Here is a 16,162-nt window from a genome sequence, read left to right on the forward strand (position 1 = left end):
TGCAACGCCCCGCCCTGCCGCCCGCCACCACGCTTAGTCGGAGGCTTTCGTTGGCAACCGCAGAACTCGCAGGGAAACATCTCGTCCTCGGCATGACGGGCGGGATCGCCTGCTACAAGATCGCCGAACTCACGCGTCTGCTGACTAAGGCCGGCGCGACCGTGCAGGTTGTCATGACCGAAGCGGCCACCCAGTTCATTACACCCGTCACCATGCAGGCGCTCTCGGGCCGTCCGGTCTACACGAGCCAGTGGGACGCGCGCGTGGCGAACAACATGGCGCACATCGATCTGTCGCGCGAAGCGGACGCGATCGTGATCGCCCCCGCTTCAACCAACTTCCTCGCCAGACTCGCGCACGGCATGGCCGACGACCTGCTGTCCACACTGTGCGTCGCGCGCGATTGTCCGCTCCTGGTCGTCCCGGCGATGAACCGGCAGATGTGGCAGAACCCGGCGACGCAGCGTAACGTCGCACAACTGCGCGCGGACGGCGTCGAAGTGCTGGGCCCCGACTCGGGCCCGCAGGCGTGCGGTGAGATCGGCGACGGACGCATGCTCGAAGCCGCGGCCACGTACGAAGCGATCGCGTCGTTTTTCTCGCCGAAGATCCTGGCGGGCCGGCGCGTGATGCTGACGGCGGGACCGACCTTCGAACCGCTCGACCCGGTGCGCGGCATCACCAACCGCTCCAGCGGCAAAATGGGTTTCGCGCTGGCCCGCGCAGCCCAACAGGCCGGCGCCGAAGTGCATCTGGTGGCGGGCCCCGTCGCGTTGGAAACGCCGTGGGGTGTATTCCGCGAGAACGTGCAAACCGCGCAGCAGATGCATGACGCCGTGATGCGCTCGGTGGCGGACGCCGATATCTTTATCGGCGTGGCCGCGGTGGCCGACTGGCGGGTCGATCACGCGAGCGAGCACAAGATCAAGAAGACCGCCGACCAGACGTTGCCAAGCTTCGACTTCGTCGAAAATCCGGACATTCTGGCCTCGGTGGCGAACCTGCCGCACCCACCGTTCGCGGTCGGCTTCGCCGCGGAAAGCGGTAATCTCGAAGTGCATGGCGAACAAAAACGGGTGCGCAAGAACGTGCCGCTGCTAATCGGCAATCTCGGCCCGCTCACGTTCGGTCTCGACGACAACGAAGTGATTTTGTTCGAGGCCAGTGGCGCAACGAAGCTGCCACGCGCGGACAAACTGACGCTCGCACGGGCGCTAATCGCGGAAATCGCGAAGCGTCTGCCCGACACGAGCCTGATTCGCTGACCTGGACCGGCGTATCGACGTAGGCGCCGGGCGTCGCTCTGACGAAGGGAATCATCTGGAGCCCTACTGACATGACGCTACTTTCCGTGCTGGATCAAACGCCTGTGATCTCAGGCTGCTCGGTGGCGGACGCGCTTGCCGCTACCGTCGAGCTCGCGCAACTCGCCGACGACCTCGGCTATACGCGCTACTGGTGCGCGGAGCATCACGGCTTGCGCGGCGTCGCCAATCCGGCCCCCGAGGTCATGCTCGCGCGGCTTGGCAGTCTGACGCAGCGCATTCGCCTCGGTTCCGGCGGTGTGATGCTGCCGTACTACAGCCCATTCAAACTCGCCGAGCAGTTCATGATGCTGGAGGCACTCTTCCCCGGCCGGATCGATCTGGGCGTGGGGCGCGCGCCAGGCGGCGACATGCGCACGGCGCAAGCGGTCGCCGCCGGCGAGTACAATCGCGGCGACGTTTTTCCGCAGCAGGTGGCCGATCTGCTCGGCCTGATGCATGGCACGCTGCCTGACGGTCACCTGGCGCAAGGCGTGCTGCTGCAACCGCAGATCGACACGCGGCCGAAACTGTGGATGCTCGGCTCCAGCGAATTCGGCGGGCTGCTCGCGGCGCAACTCGGCCTGCCGTTCTCCTTCGCGCATTTCATCAACCCGCATTTCGGCGCGCGAGTTGCGCTCGCTTATCGCGAGCGCTTCCAGCCGGGCCCGGAAGCGGCGCAGCCGTACCTGGCCGCCGCCGTCTTCGTGATCTGCGCGGATACCGAGCAGGAAGCCGCCGACCTGGAAAAAGCCGTCGACCTGCGACGCGTGCAAATGGCGTACGGCCTGAACGAACCGATTCCGACCGTTGAACAAGGCATCGCGCAGGAGTACGGCGAGCGCGAACAGCTGGTGATCGACCGGGAAAAGCAGCGCAGCATCATCGGCACGCCGCAGTCCGTTACCGAACGGCTCCATGCGCTGCAGGAACAGTTCAAGGCCGACGAGCTGATCGTGCTCACGGTCGCGGGCAGCTATCGCGCCCGCAGGCGCTCCTATGAACTACTCGCCGACGCGTTTGAGCTCGGCTCCAACACCCCACCCTAACCTCACTTCCATCTGCATGAAACTCGACCTGAAGATTCTCGATGCGCGCATGCGCGAGCAACTCCCGGCCTACGCCACGACCGGCAGCGCGGGTCTGGACCTGCGCGCCTGTCTCGACGAACCGTTGACGCTCAAGCCCGGCGACACCGCGCTGGTGCCGACCGGCCTCGCGATTCACGTCGCCGACCCCGGCTACGCGGCGCTCATCCTGCCTCGTTCGGGATTGGGCCATAAGCATGGGATCGTGCTGGGTAATCTGGTCGGGCTCATCGACTCGGATTACCAAGGTCAACTAATGATTTCCACGTGGAATCGCGGCGAAACGACTTTCGTGCTGAACCCGATGGAGCGTCTCGCGCAACTGGTCATCGTGCCGGTCGTGCAAGCGGAGTTCAACATAGTCGACGACTTCGAGCAGACTGAGCGCGGCGCGGGGGGCTTCGGCAGCACCGGCAAGCATTGATCCGATCGCGATTGCCCCGGTCCGCCCGGCATGGACCGAGACGATCAGCGCGCCAAAGCCAGAACGCCAAAAGCAGAACGGCGCGGATTGCCCCCGCGCCGTTCTGCTTTCACATTAAGCTACAAGCGAACCCCGTGCATACTCCGCTTGTTAGCCCGCTTTACTCCACTTCCACCGCTTCCGGATTCGGATTGCGCGGCGCGGGATGCTCGTCGAAGGTCAACTGCACCTTGTCTTCCGCGTCCACGTCGACCGATACGCGGCCGCCGCTCATCAGCTTGCCGAACAGCAGTTCGTCGGCCAGCGCGCGACGGATCGTGTCCTGGATCAGACGCTGCATCGGCCGCGCGCCCATCAACGGATCGAAACCGTGCTTGGCCAGATGCTTGCGCAACGCGTCGGTGAAGAGCGCATCGACCTTCTTCTCATGCAGCTGATCTTCCAGCTGCATCAAGAACTTGTCGACCACGCGCATGATGATTTCTTCATCAAGCGAACGGAAGCTGATCGTTGCGTCCAGACGGTTACGGAACTCAGGCGTGAACATGCGCTTGATGTCGACCATCTCGTCGCCGGCTTCCCGGCGGTTCGTGAAGCCGATCACCGACTTGCCCATCGCTTCGGCGCCCGCATTCGTCGTCATGATGATGATGACGTTGCGGAAGTCCGCTTTGCGGCCGTTGTTGTCCGTCAGCGTGCCGTGGTCCATGACCTGCAGCAGCACGTTGTAAATGTCCGGATGCGCCTTCTCGATTTCGTCGAGCAACAGCACGCAATGCGGCTTCTTCGTGACGGCCTCGGTCAGCAAACCGCCCTGGTCGAAACCGACATAGCCCGGCGGCGCGCCGATCAACCGGCTGACCGCATGACGCTCCATGTATTCCGACATATCGAAGCGGGTCAGCTCGATGCCGAGCGTGAACGCAAGCTGCTTGGCCACTTCCGTCTTGCCGACGCCCGTGGGACCGGAGAACAGGAACGCGCCAATCGGCTTGTCGAGCTTGCCGAGGCCCGCACGCGCCATCTTGATCGCGGCCGACAGTGCGTCGATGGCCGGGTCTTGCCCGAACACCACGCTCTTCAGGTCGCGGTCGAGCGTCTGCAGCTTGCTGCGATCGTCTTGCGACACGCTCTGCGGCGGGACACGGGCGATCTTCGAGATGATTTCCTCGATCTCGTTCTTGCCGATCGTCTTCTTCTGCTTCGACTTCGGCAAGATGCGTTGCGCCGCGCCCGCTTCGTCGATCACGTCGATCGCCTTGTCCGGCAGATGACGATCCGTGATGAAGCGCGCCGACAGCTCAGCCGCCGCCGACAGCGCGCCCGACGAATACTTCACGCCGTGATGTTCTTCGAAACGCGACTTCAGGCCGCGCAGGATCGCTACCGTCTGCTCGACGGTCGGCTCGGTCACGTCGACCTTCTGGAAACGACGCGACAGCGCCGCGTCTTTTTCGAAGATGCCGCGATATTCGGTGAACGTGGTTGCGCCGATGCACTTGAGCGTGCCCGACGACAACGCCGGCTTCAGCAGGTTCGACGCGTCCAGCGTCCCACCCGATGCGGCGCCCGCGCCGATCAGCGTATGGATTTCGTCGATGAACAGGATCGCGTGCGGACGTTCCTTCAATTCCTTGAGGACCGTCTTCAGGCGTTGTTCGAAATCGCCGCGATACTTGGTGCCGGCGAGCAGCGCGCCCATGTCGAGCGAATACACCTGCGCATCCGCGAGGATGTCTGGCACTTCGCCGCGCGTAATGCGCCACGCGAGCCCCTCGGCGATCGCCGTCTTGCCGACGCCGGCCTCACCGACCAGCAGCGGGTTGTTCTTGCGGCGGCGGCACAGCACCTGGACCACGCGCTCGACTTCCGACTCGCGCCCGATCAGCGGATCGATGCGGCCGTCTTTCGCCATCTGATTCAGGTTCTGCGTGAACTGGGCGAGCGGCGTTTCCTTCTGCGCAGCGGCCTCGTCGGACTCGGCGTTTGCGTCGCTCGCTTTCGCGGCGTCCGTGCTGCTCGTCTTGGCGATGCCGTGCGAGATGAAATTCACTACGTCCAGCCGAGTGACGCCCTGCTGCTGCAGGTAGTACACCGCATGCGAGTCCTTCTCGCCGAAGATCGCGACCAGCACATTCGCGCCGGTCACTTCCTTCTTGCCATTCGAGGTGGACTGCACATGCATGATCGCACGCTGGATCACACGCTGGAAACCCAGCGTGGGCTGCGTGTCGACGTCATCCGTGCCAGGCACGGTTGGCGTGTTGTCATGAATGAAGTTGCGCAGGTTCTGGCGCAGATCCTCGATATTGGCCGCGCATGCACGCAACACCTCAGCCGCTGTCGGATTGTCCAACAGTGCCAGCAAAAGGTGTTCGACCGTTATGAACTCGTGCCGCGCCTGGCGTGCTTCCATGAACGCCATGTGCAGGCTGACTTCCAGTTCCTGGGCAATCATGCTTCCTCCATCACACACTGCAGCGGATGCCCGGCCTGCCGTGCGTGGGTAACGACTTGCTCGACTTTGGTCGACGCGATGTCCCGCGTATAGACCCCACAAACTCCCCTGCCCTCGCGATGCACCTTCAACATCACCTGCGTTGCGGTTTCACGATCTTTATTGAAATATTCCTGCACGATCATCACGACAAATTCCATTGGCGTGAAGTCGTCATTCAGCAGCACCACCTTGTACATGGACGGCGGCTTGAGCTTCTTCTCCTGCCGCTCCAGTACGGTGCCGTCCTGCTTGTCCGGGATAATCGCCATACACCCATTCTAAACAACTAGGACAGGCCCGCAATCCTGTCAAAACCCGGCCGCAAGGCCAGTGAGCCCGTTCGCTGCCGCCTGATGGGTATTGGACCCGCCATGCATGCGCGATTCGACGAGCCGATTGCGGAGCCGGCCCCAATCCAGTGATGCAGCGCGGCCGTGTTGCACCGCAGTCGGATCGAGTATCGCACAACCTGCCCGAGCTGGCTGACGGCGGCCACGTTGGTCCTGTTGCCGCCGCGCCCGCCAATCCAGCATGTGAGTGGATTATGCGACTTTTCAAGTGTGCCCGCTTGCGCAACCGCACATAACGGAAGCGGGAAAAACCCTTGGAAAGTGCCGGTTTGCAACGCGACAACGACGTCTCAAAATTTTCTTGACACTCGAATAAAGAGCCCCAACAATCAAGCTGGCACTTTTTTCACTGAGCCATAATTTCGAAAAAATGCCGATGGTGAGCTTGTTAGGAGGCAGCGGCTGCTCGCGCGGTCGTGGAGCTTTTCGAGGGCTCGTGGTCGTGGTAGTGACATGAGTTACAGGGGAAGTTGGAATGGCAACTGGTACGGTCAAATGGTTCAATGACGCAAAAGGTTTCGGATTCATCACGCCCGACGAAGGGGGTGAGGATCTGTTTGCACACTTCTCGGCCATCCAGATGAATGGGTTCAAGACCCTCAAGGAAGGCCAGAAGGTGACCTTCGAGGTCGTGCAAGGCCCCAAAGGCAAACAGGCATCGAACATTCAGGCACCTGCCTGAGGCGGTTCGTTCCCGTCGTTTGAAACCCGGCTTTGCGCCGGGTTTCTTTTTTGCCCCGAGCAAATCCCAAATATCGGGCATTTGGGCGCGCAAAAAAACCCGGACACCTTCGCGGCGCCGGGTGTTCGATGCGATTCGGGTCACCCGCTTCGCATCGCTGTATAGCTTCGTTCTACATATTCTCGATCAGCACCTGTCCGAAGCCTGAGCAGGAGACCTGCGTCGCACCTTCCATCAGCCGAGCGAAGTCGTAGGTGACGCGTTTTTGCAGGATCGATTTTTCCATGGACGCGATGATCAAGTCCGCTGCCTCGGTCCAGCCCAAGTGACGCAGCATCATTTCCGCTGAGAGAATCTCCGAGCCCGGATTCACATAGTCCTTGCCGGCGTACTTCGGCGCGGTGCCGTGCGTCGCTTCGAACATTGCGACCGAGTCCGACATGTTCGCGCCCGGCGCGATCCCGATGCCACCGACCTGCGCGGCCAGCGCATCCGACACATAGTCGCCGTTCAGGTTCAGCGTGGCGATCACGTCGTACTCAGCCGGGCGCAGCAGGATCTGTTGCAGGAACGCGTCCGCGATCACGTCCTTCACCACGATCTCGCCACCCGTCTTGGGATTCTTCACTTTCATCCACGGACCACCGTCGATCAGTTCCGCGCTGAACTCCTTCTGTGCCAGTGCATAGCCGTAGTCGCGGAACGCGCCTTCGGTGTACTTCATGATGTTGCCCTTGTGCACCAGCGTGACCGAGCGGCGGTCGTTGTCGATCGCATACTGGATCGCCTTGCGCACCAGACGCTCCGTGCCTTCGCGCGACACCGGCTTGATGCCGATTCCCGACGACTCCGGGAAGCGGATCTTCTTCACGCCCATCTCCTCCCGCAGAAACTTGATGACCTTCTTTGCCTGCTCGGATTCGGCGGGCCATTCGATGCCCGCATAGATGTCTTCCGAGTTCTCGCGGAAGATCACCATATTGGTCTTCTCGGGCTCGCGCACCGGCGAAGGCACGCCCTTGAAATACCGCACCGGCCGCAAGCACACATACAGGTCGAGTTCCTGGCGCAGCGCGACGTTCAGCGAACGGATGCCGCCGCCGACCGGCGTGGTGAGCGGCCCCTTGATCGACACGACGTATTCCTTGAGCACCTGCAGCGTTTCGTCCGGCAGCCACACGTCCGGGCCGTACACCCTCGTGGATTTTTCGCCCGCGTAGATCTCCATCCAGTGGATCTGCTTCTTGCCCGCGTAGGCTTTCTCCACCGCCGCATCGACGACCTTGATCATGACCGGCGTGATGTCGAGACCCGTGCCGTCGCCTTCGATGAACGGAATGATCGGCTGGTCGGAAACATTGAGCGAGAAGTCGGCGTTGACGGTGATCTTGTCACCGCTGGCAGGAACCTTGATGTGCTGATACGGCATGATCGGACTCCAGTGAAGACTGTGCAGAAAGCAGATGGGAGACTGCGAAAATGGGCGCTCCTCGCCGCGCGCAATGCCGGACGCCGTGCAAGCGGCCTCGCCGCTATTCTAGCCCACGCGCTCACCGCAACGAGGCGGCTACGGCTCGGGGTTTTCCAACGCCCCCGCCTTTCATGTCTTCTATAAGATACTGGAAACTGGAAAGGCGCTTTCGGTTTATGCATTATCATCGCGCCGTTCATCGCTGGCGCGACGGCTTTTTTCCAGCCCCTCGCGACGCTGCAGGCGCGGCCGTGCCCGCGCGACTTTTGTCCTTGTCCCTATGCGCCTTATTGCCCTGAACAAACCGTTCGGCACCATCTGCCAATTTTCGCCGCACGAAACGCGCGCGTCGCTGGCGGACTGGGTCAAGGCGCCGGGCGTCTATCCGGCGGGCCGGCTCGATTCCGACAGCGAGGGCCTGCTCCTCCTCACCGACGACGGCGCGCTGCAGGCCCGCATCGCCGAGCCGCGTCACAAGCTCGTCAAGCGTTACTGGGCGCAAGTGGAAGGCGCGCTCGATCCCGCGACCTTGAAGAAGCTCGCGCGCGGCGTCGATCTCGGCGATTACGTGACACGTCCGTGTCGCGCGGATTACGTCGAACCGACCGACGCGCTGTGGACCCGCACGCCGCCGATTCGCTACCGCGCAGCGATACCGACCACGTGGATCGAGCTGTCGATCACCGAAGGCAAGAACCGTCAAGTGCGCCGCATGACAGCCGCGGTGGGTTTTCCGACGCTGCGTCTGGTGCGCGTAGGCATCGGCGCGCTCGACGTTTTTTCACTCCGGCTTCAGCCGGGAAAGAGCGTCGAGTTGCCATTGAATGCGCCTTGGGACGGTGTCGTCTGAAAACACGCGCGGTCATCGAACATCGTGGGACGTGGCGGCTACTGATTGCGAGCGGGTAGCTAAACCGTTGTATCGGCAAGCCAAATCACGCGTGAAACCATCGCTATAAAGCGTGAAACAAACACGCGTTTGAAGTGCGCTCTCGCGATACACATTTTTTCGAAAAAACGCGTCAACCGCTGCCCAGGCTCACGCGTTATTCGACGCAGATGCCGCCCAAAGCTATCCGGCATTCAGCCTTAAGGGCCTTTGCACAAGCCGTTCGCACGGTGAATGCAGGGAGTCTGAGCGCTACGCAGCCGTATCGGAAATATTTGTTCGAGGCGGCTGTCAACCGAAAGGTGGATGGCACGTTTACCGACATGACTCTACATATAGCCGGGTCATTGGGTTAATTAACTAAAGCTGAGGATTCACAAAATGAACAAACTGATCGCCGCTCTGGTCGCTGGCCTTTTCGCAACGGCAGCATTTGCACAAGCTTCGGCACCGGAAGCAGCTTCGGCAGCTCCCGCAGCAGCAGCGAAGCCGGCAAAGAAGACGACCAAGCACGCTCACAAGAAGTCGCACAAGAAGGCGGCGACTGCTGCTGCAGCTTCGGCAGCATCGGAGTAAGTTCGTTGTAAAAACGCTGTCAGAACTAGCTTCATTGCCGTTCTTACGACGTTGTAAGGCAGATCCCCGCAAGGCGATCTGCCTTTTTGTTTTTGACGCGCTCGCGTAACATTCGCGGGTTCAATTCCCAGCAAGGAGTCATGCCGTGCGATTTCTCATGCGCTCGTTGATTGCGCGTTTCGCCGTTGCCGTTGCGGTGCCGCTCGCCGCATTGTCGTTCGCGGCCAGCACTGCCGCACCGGCTCATGCGCAGCAGATGCCGCCCGGCGCAAAGCAACCCGGCGAATTTCCGCGCGTGAAGCTGACCGCGGGCATGTTCGTGATCGACGCCGCGGTCGCGGCCAACGACGCCGACCGGGAACAAGGTTTGATGTACCGCACGAAACTCGGCCCGAACGAAGGCATGCTGTTCGTGTTCAACGAAAACGCCGGCCATTGCTTCTGGATGAAGAACACATTGATCCCGCTGTCGATCGCGTTCATGCGCGCGGACGGCACGATCACCGACATCGACGAGATGCAGGCCGAGACCACCAACAACCACTGCCCGACGCACAACGGCGTGTTCGCGCTGGAGATGCCCAAGGGCTGGTTCGCGTCGAAGGGCATCAAGCCCGGTGTGCAAATCCAGGGCTTGCCAGCCGTTCAGCAATAAGCTGGGCGGTCCGCGGCGAGCCGCGCCGCGGACCGCCGCTTCATTTCGCTCATTTCGAAGCAGCCGGTGACCTCGTCAGGTCAACGGCTTTTTTGTCATTGCCCGTGCCCGTGCCCGGGCGCGCTGCTGTCGCGCGCGGCGCTTGCCGCACTGTCGATGCCAGCGCGCCGAAGCCCCGCCAGCCGGCCTTGACGCCGCCTGGCAAGATTCCTGCAAAAGCCGGGCCGACGCGCTATTCTAGTAGTCTCGCAAAGCAGCACCCAGACTCGCCGGGTAGCACAGACTGCCGTCCGGCAAGCGTTTCAGGCGCGCTATTCCAAGGAGGTTCACGTGCCCCGCAAGACTCCCATCGAGCGCTACCGGAATATCGGCATCAGCGCTCACATCGATGCCGGCAAAACCACCACCACTGAACGCATCCTCTTCTACACCGGCGTGACCCACAAGATCGGCGAGGTTCACGACGGTGCGGCGACGATGGACTGGATGGAACAGGAGCAGGAGCGCGGCATCACCATCACGTCGGCGGCCACCACCGCCTTCTGGAAAGGCATGGCCGGCAACTATCCCGAACATCGGATCAACATCATCGACACCCCCGGCCACGTCGACTTCACGATCGAAGTGGAGCGCTCGATGCGCGTGCTCGACGGCGCGTGCATGGTGTACGACTCGGTCGGCGGCGTGCAGCCGCAGTCGGAAACGGTGTGGCGCCAGGCGAACAAGTACAAGGTGCCGCGCATCGCATTCGTCAACAAGATGGACCGCGTCGGCGCGGACTTCTTTCGCGTGCAGCGGCAGATCGGCGATCGTCTGAAAGGCGTCGCCGTGCCGATCCAGATTCCGATCGGCGCGGAAGACCACTTCCAGGGCGTGGTCGATCTGGTCAAGATGAAGGCGATCTTCTGGGACGAAGAAAACCAGGGCATCAAGTTCGAGTACCGGGAGATTCCGGCGGAACTGGCGGCCAGCGCGAAAGAGTGGCACGACAAGATGGTCGAAGCCGCCGCCGAAGCGAACGAGGAACTGCTGGATAAATACCTGCACGGCCACACGCTGACCGAAGACGAAATCAAGCACGGCATTCGTCTGCGCACCATCGCCAATGAAATCGTGCCGATGCTGTGCGGCAGCGCGTTCAAGAACAAGGGCGTGCAGGCCATGCTCGATGCGGTGATCGACTATCTGCCGTCGCCGCTCGACGTGCCCGCGATCACCGGTCATGACGAGCACGACAACGAGATCGAGCGTCATCCGAAAGACGACGATCCGTTCTCGGCGCTCGCCTTCAAGATCATGACGGACCCGTTCGTCGGCCAGCTGATTTTCTTCCGCGTGTATTCGGGCGTCGTGAATTCGGGCGACACGGTCTACAACGCGATCAAGGAAAAGAAAGAGCGTCTCGGCCGGATCCTGCAGATGCACGCAAACGAGCGCAAGGAAATCAAGGAAGTCTACGCGGGCGACATCGCCGCGGCGGTCGGTCTGAAGGAAGCGACCACGGGTGACACTCTGTGCGACCCGAACCACGTGATCATCCTCGAAAAGATGATTTTCCCGGAGCCAGTGATCTCTCAGGCCGTCGAGCCGAAGACCAAGGTCGACCAGGAAAAGATGGGCATTGCGCTGAACCGTCTCGCGCAGGAAGACCCGTCGTTCCGCGTGCAAACGGATGAGGAATCCGGGCAGACGATCATCTCCGGGATGGGCGAACTGCACCTCGAAATTCTGGTCGACCGGATGAAGCGCGAGTTCGGCGTGGAGGCGACCGTCGGCAAGCCCCAGGTCGCGTATCGCGAGACGGTGCGCACCAAGGTCGAGGACGTCGAAGGCAAGTTCGTCAAGCAGTCGGGCGGACGCGGGCAGTACGGCCACGCGGTGCTCACACTCGAGCCGGCGCCGCAAGGCAAGGGCTACGAGTTCGTCGACGCGATCAAGGGCGGCGTGATTCCGCGCGAATACATCCCGGCGGTCGACAAGGGCATTCAGGAAACGCTGAAGGCCGGCGTGCTGGCGGGCTATCCGGTGGTCGACGTGAAGGTGACGCTGACCTTCGGTTCGTACCACGACGTGGACTCGAACGAGAACGCGTTCCGCATGGCCGGCTCGATGGCGTTCAAGGAAGCGATGCGCAAGGCCAAGCCCGTGCTGCTCGAACCGATGATGGCGGTCGAAGTGGAAACGCCGGAAGACTTCATGGGCAACGTGATGGGCGATCTGTCGAGCCGTCGCGGAATGGTGCAGGGCATGGAAGACATCGCCGGCGGCGGCGGCAAGCTGGTGCGCGCCGAAGTGCCGCTCGCCGAGATGTTCGGCTACTCGACGTCGCTGCGCTCGGCCACACAGGGCCGCGCGACCTATACGATGGAGTTCAAGCACTACGCCGAAACGCCGAACAACGTCGCCGAGGCCGTGATCAACGCGAAGCATAAGTAGAAAGTCAGCGCTGCAATGAACGCGTCGCGGGCCGCATGCGGTCAATGCTGCTCGCGGCCGGCATCGGCAGTTGGCATCACCACTTCGCATCATCACTTCGTCTTGCGACCAGAAGCCCGCTTCCTGTGAGCGGGCTTTTTTTCGTCCGCCCGCGCCGTTCGCACGGCGCGGCCACGCAAGCGTTTTTTGACCGTGCAAAATTGCCGGACGGCATCGCGTCCGTCGACGCAAAAGTTGCGCGCAGGAGCAGACACCATGAGCCAGGATCACGAACACCCGCACTACCGTGCCGAGCACCCGGACGCGCCGGTCGATTGGCGCGAGCACGGTGTGAAAGTCATCAGAGGCGACCAGCTCGATAGCAACACTGCGCAAACGCCAGGCATGAACCGCGCCGCCGCGATCAACGCCGCGCGGGTCGGCGCGCAGAAAATCTGGGCCGGCACCGTGACGATCCATCCGAACGCGAAGACCGGCGCGCATCATCACGGTGCGCTGGAAAGTGTGATTTACGTGGTGCGCGGCCAGGCTCGCATGCGTTGGGGCGAACATTTGGAGTTCACGGCTGAAGCCGGCCCGGGCGACTTCATTTTCGTGCCGCCGTACGTGCCGCATCAGGAAATCAACGCGAGTACCGACGACCCACTCGAATGCGTGCTGGTGCGCAGCGACAACGAAGCCGTGGTCGTCAATCTGAACATCGACGCGGTAGAGGCGCCCGAAACGGTCTACTGGGTCGATCCGATTCACAAGCATCCGCAGGATCACTGACTCCCTACCCGCGACTCATGACGCTGACCGCTTCGCTGCGCCCTCGCCTGCTCTCGCTGTACGCCGTGCTGATCGCCGCCAATCTCGGCGCGTGGGGTTGGGCGCTGATCGCGTTCCGTCATTACCCGCTACTGCTCGGCACCGCGCTGCTCGCGTATGGTTTCGGTCTGCGTCATGCAGTCGACGCGGATCATATCGCGGCGATCGACGCGGTCACGCGCAAGCTGATGCAAACCGGCAAGCGACCGCTCGGCGTGGGGCTTGCCTTTTCGCTCGGACACTCGACCATCGTCATTGCCGCGACGATCGGCATTGCGTGGACCGCGCATTCGCTGCATGGCCGTTTCGAGACCTTCAAGCAAGTGGGCGGCACGTTGGGCACGCTCGTGTCCGCGACTTTTCTGCTGGTGCTCGCGGCCGTCAACCTGGCGATTCTGCGCGACGTGTGGCGCCGCTATGGCCACGTTCACCGCGACGGCGACGTGTGCGCGCACACGGCAGAGCCGATCGCGCCCGCCGGGCTGCTGTCGCGCGCATTGCGGCCGTTGTTCCGCCTCGTCACCAAAAGCTGGCACATGTACCCGGTCGGCGTGCTGTTCGGACTCGGCTTCGATACCGCCACCGAGATCGGCTTGCTGTCGATCGCCGCGTTGCAGGCCGGCAGCGGTTTGCCTCTGTATTCGATTCTCGTGTTCCCCGCCCTGTTCACCGCGGGCATGACGCTGGTCGATTCGACCGACAACGTGTTGATGGTCCACGCGTACGGCTGGGCCATGGACGATCCCAAGCGCAAGCTCTACTACAACGCCAGCATCACGTTCGTGTCGGCGCTGGTGGCGATCGTGATCGGCGGCGTCGAAGCGCTGGGGCTGCTGTCGGACAAGCTCGGTCTGAACGGCGGCCTATGGGATGCGCTCGGGCGCGCGAACGAGCGCTTCGGCGCGTTGGGTTACGCGATCGTCGCGGCTTTCATCGCATGCTGGATCGGCTCCGTGCTGTTGCATCGGTGGCGGCGTCCGGCCGGGTGGCGGTAAAGGCCGATCCTCACACGCGACGCAACCGGTGAAGACCGCGATTCGTCCGCGGCGGCGGCGCCACCGTAGGAGTTGCCGCCGTCGATTCTCGTGACCACCGTTGTGACCGCGATACACAGCGGCTCCTTTATCGGCCATCGGCGAGCCCGCAGCACGCCCGACGCGACGCAGCAGTGATCAATCGCTTACACTGAAACCGCTTCGCACAGGCTTTTGCCTCGATCATCACAGCCGCTTGTCAAAGACTTGCGCCACGCAGCGCATGCGGCGCGACTTGTCAGAACCGGCAACAGAACGGACTGGACTCTCCATCGATGAAAAATCCCGTGGACCGATTTCTCCCACTCGACGCGGCGCGTCACACCGCCGACGCCTACGGCAACCACGCCATCGACGAATTCGTCGCCGGCCGCATCACGCGACGCGAACTGTTGCGGCATGCCAGCGTGATCGGTTTGGCGCTCGCCGGCGGCGGCGTGCTGCTGAATGCGCCGGGGGCGCGGGCGCAAGGCGCGCCCGCCGCATCCGGTCAGACGATCCGCGTCGCGCATCTGACGCCCGCCGGCGCGGTCGATCCGCTCACCGTGACCGATGCCGCCAGCCTCGCGCTCCTGAACCAGACCGGCGAATTCCTGATCGACGACGACGGCGAAAAGCTGATGCTGAAGCCGGCGCTCGCGCTGTCGTGGAAGCCGAACGACAAAGGCGACGTGTGGACCTTCGCGCTGCGCCCCAACGTCAGGTTCCACGACGGCCAGCCGTTCACCGCGAACGACGTGGTGGCGACGTTCGACCGCCTCGCCGATCCCGCAAGCGGTTCGGCGGCGCTTTCGGTGCTCAAGGGTGTGCTGTCCAAAGGGGGCGCAAAACGGGTCGACGATCACACGGTCGCGTTCCATCTGGATGCGCCCAACGGCAACTTCCCGTACTACGTCTCGTCCGACAATTACAACGCGGTGATCCTGCCGGCCAGCTACACGGGCGGTTACGAAAAGACCTTTATCGGCACGGGTCCGTTCAGGTTCGAGAAGTACCAGCCCAAGGTCGGCGCTTCGTTCGTGCGCAATCCCGATTACTGGGGCGAAAAAGCGTTACCGCAACGCGTACAGTTCACGTTCTACGCCGACGAGCAAGCCCAGTTGCTCGCATTGCAAGGCCATCAGGCGGACGTGATGGGCACCTTCACCGTGCAGGGCGGCGCGGGCATTCTCAACAATCCCGACTTCAAGGCGGTTGGGGTGAAGTCGAGCGCGCACCGGCAGATTCACATGCGCAACGACAACCCGCTGTTCAAGGACAAGCGTGTGCGTCAGGCATTGGCGTTGTCGCTCGATCGGGAGGTGCTGGTGCGCGGTCTCTTCAAGGGCCGGGCGCAACTGGGCAACGATAGTCCGTTCGCGCCGGTGTTTCCGTCGTCCGACGCGGGCGTGCAGCAACGCAAGATCGACATCGCGAAGGCGAAGCAGCTGCTCGCCCAGGCGGGCGTGCCGAACGGCTTCGACGTGACGCTGACCACCGAAAAATACATGGAGATTCCCGATCTCGCCGTGCTCGTGCAGAACGCGGCGAAGACGATCGGCGTGCGCATCAATCTCAAGGTCGAGAGCCAGTCGCTGTATTACGGCGCCGGCACGCCGGGCAAATCGGACTGGCTCGACTCGCCGCTCGGCATCACCGACTACGGCCATCGCGGCGTGCCGAACGTGTTCCTGAACGCGACGCTCACCAGCACCGGCACCTGGAACGCGGCGCACTTCAGAAACCCGCAGTACGATCAACTGGTTGCGCAGTTCGTCGCGGCAATCGACCTCGCGTCGCAGAAAAAAATCTCCGCGCAGATCCAGACCTTGCTGCTCGACGAGACACCCATCATCATCCCGTTCTTCTACGATCAGCTGATCGCGATGCGCAAAGGCGTGAACGGCGTGCGCTTCACGGCGCTCGCGCAACTGTATTTCGACCGCGCGGTGCTGAGCGCGTAA

14 protein-coding genes are annotated in these 16,162 nt (G+C 62.4%); 11 read left to right on the forward strand and 3 right to left on the reverse strand.

Translation table 11 applies throughout. From position 1 onward, the window contains the following. Positions 1-50: 50 nt before the first annotated feature. The 3 genes from coaBC to dut all read left to right on the forward strand — a co-directional run bounded on the left by coaBC (position 51) and on the right by dut (position 2,816). Positions 51-1,265 carry a bifunctional phosphopantothenoylcysteine decarboxylase/phosphopantothenate--cysteine ligase CoaBC gene (coaBC, locus tag ABQJ48_RS10720; RefSeq protein WP_367837904.1) on the forward strand — a complete coding sequence of 405 codons (1,215 nt, stop codon included), beginning with the start codon at positions 51-53 and terminating at the stop codon, positions 1,263-1,265. Between the two features lie 71 nt (positions 1,266-1,336). Continuing rightward, positions 1,337-2,353 carry an LLM class flavin-dependent oxidoreductase gene (locus ABQJ48_RS10725; protein ID WP_367837905.1) on the forward strand — a complete coding sequence of 339 codons (1,017 nt, stop codon included), beginning with the start codon at positions 1,337-1,339 and terminating at the stop codon, positions 2,351-2,353. Positions 2,354-2,369: 16 nt separating this feature from the next. Next, complete coding sequence (dut, locus tag ABQJ48_RS10730; protein ID WP_367837906.1) at positions 2,370-2,816, forward strand: dUTP diphosphatase; 447 nt, start codon at positions 2,370-2,372, stop codon at positions 2,814-2,816. A 160-nt stretch (positions 2,817-2,976) separates the two neighbouring features. Here dut and clpA read toward each other — a convergent pair whose 3' ends face one another. Both clpA and clpS read right to left on the reverse strand, forming a co-directional pair. Continuing rightward, a complete protein-coding gene (gene clpA / locus ABQJ48_RS10735; RefSeq protein ID WP_367837907.1) occupies positions 2,977-5,274 on the reverse strand; it encodes an ATP-dependent Clp protease ATP-binding subunit ClpA in 2,298 nt (765 codons plus the stop codon). Continuing rightward, complete coding sequence (gene clpS, locus ABQJ48_RS10740) at positions 5,271-5,585, reverse strand: ATP-dependent Clp protease adapter ClpS (protein ID WP_006050100.1); 315 nt, start codon at positions 5,583-5,585, stop codon at positions 5,271-5,273. The genes clpA and clpS overlap by 4 nt, the downstream gene beginning before the upstream one ends. 556 nt (positions 5,586-6,141) lie before the next feature. Between clpS and ABQJ48_RS10745 the strand changes: the two genes are divergently transcribed. Continuing rightward, a complete protein-coding gene (locus ABQJ48_RS10745; protein ID WP_007180614.1) occupies positions 6,142-6,348 on the forward strand; it encodes a cold-shock protein in 207 nt (68 codons plus the stop codon). Positions 6,349-6,520: 172 nt separating this feature from the next. Here ABQJ48_RS10745 and icd read toward each other — a convergent pair whose 3' ends face one another. After that, entirely contained in the window at positions 6,521-7,777 is a 1,257-nt protein-coding gene (icd, locus tag ABQJ48_RS10750; RefSeq protein WP_367837908.1) for an NADP-dependent isocitrate dehydrogenase, read from the reverse strand. A gap of 322 nt (positions 7,778-8,099) precedes the next feature. Between icd and ABQJ48_RS10755 the strand changes: the two genes are divergently transcribed. From ABQJ48_RS10755 to ABQJ48_RS10785, 7 genes are all read left to right on the forward strand, one after another. Continuing rightward, positions 8,100-8,669, forward strand: coding sequence for a pseudouridine synthase (locus ABQJ48_RS10755; protein ID WP_367837909.1), 570 nt, complete (start codon positions 8,100-8,102; stop codon positions 8,667-8,669). Positions 8,670-9,089: 420 nt separating this feature from the next. Continuing rightward, positions 9,090-9,284, forward strand: a complete 195-nt coding sequence (locus ABQJ48_RS10760) for a hypothetical protein (RefSeq protein ID WP_367837910.1) — start codon at positions 9,090-9,092, stop codon at positions 9,282-9,284. Between the two features lie 145 nt (positions 9,285-9,429). After that, the gene (locus tag ABQJ48_RS10765) at positions 9,430-9,939 is read left to right on the forward strand and encodes a DUF192 domain-containing protein (protein WP_367837911.1); all 510 of its coding nucleotides are present in this window, start codon (positions 9,430-9,432) and stop codon (positions 9,937-9,939) included. A gap of 330 nt (positions 9,940-10,269) precedes the next feature. After that, complete coding sequence (fusA, locus tag ABQJ48_RS10770) at positions 10,270-12,375, forward strand: elongation factor G (RefSeq protein WP_367837912.1); 2,106 nt, start codon at positions 10,270-10,272, stop codon at positions 12,373-12,375. Positions 12,376-12,630: 255 nt separating this feature from the next. Beyond that, positions 12,631-13,146 (forward strand): cupin domain-containing protein, encoded by a 516-nt coding sequence (locus ABQJ48_RS10775; protein ID WP_367837913.1) that lies wholly within the window; start codon positions 12,631-12,633, stop codon positions 13,144-13,146. Positions 13,147-13,163: 17 nt separating this feature from the next. Continuing rightward, positions 13,164-14,180 (forward strand): HoxN/HupN/NixA family nickel/cobalt transporter, encoded by a 1,017-nt coding sequence (locus tag ABQJ48_RS10780; protein ID WP_367837914.1) that lies wholly within the window; start codon positions 13,164-13,166, stop codon positions 14,178-14,180. Between the two features lie 314 nt (positions 14,181-14,494). After that, complete coding sequence (locus tag ABQJ48_RS10785) at positions 14,495-16,162, forward strand: ABC transporter substrate-binding protein (protein ID WP_367837915.1); 1,668 nt, start codon at positions 14,495-14,497, stop codon at positions 16,160-16,162.

Source organism: Paraburkholderia suaedae (assembly GCF_040812055.1).
GTDB lineage: Bacteria > Pseudomonadota > Gammaproteobacteria > Burkholderiales > Burkholderiaceae > Paraburkholderia.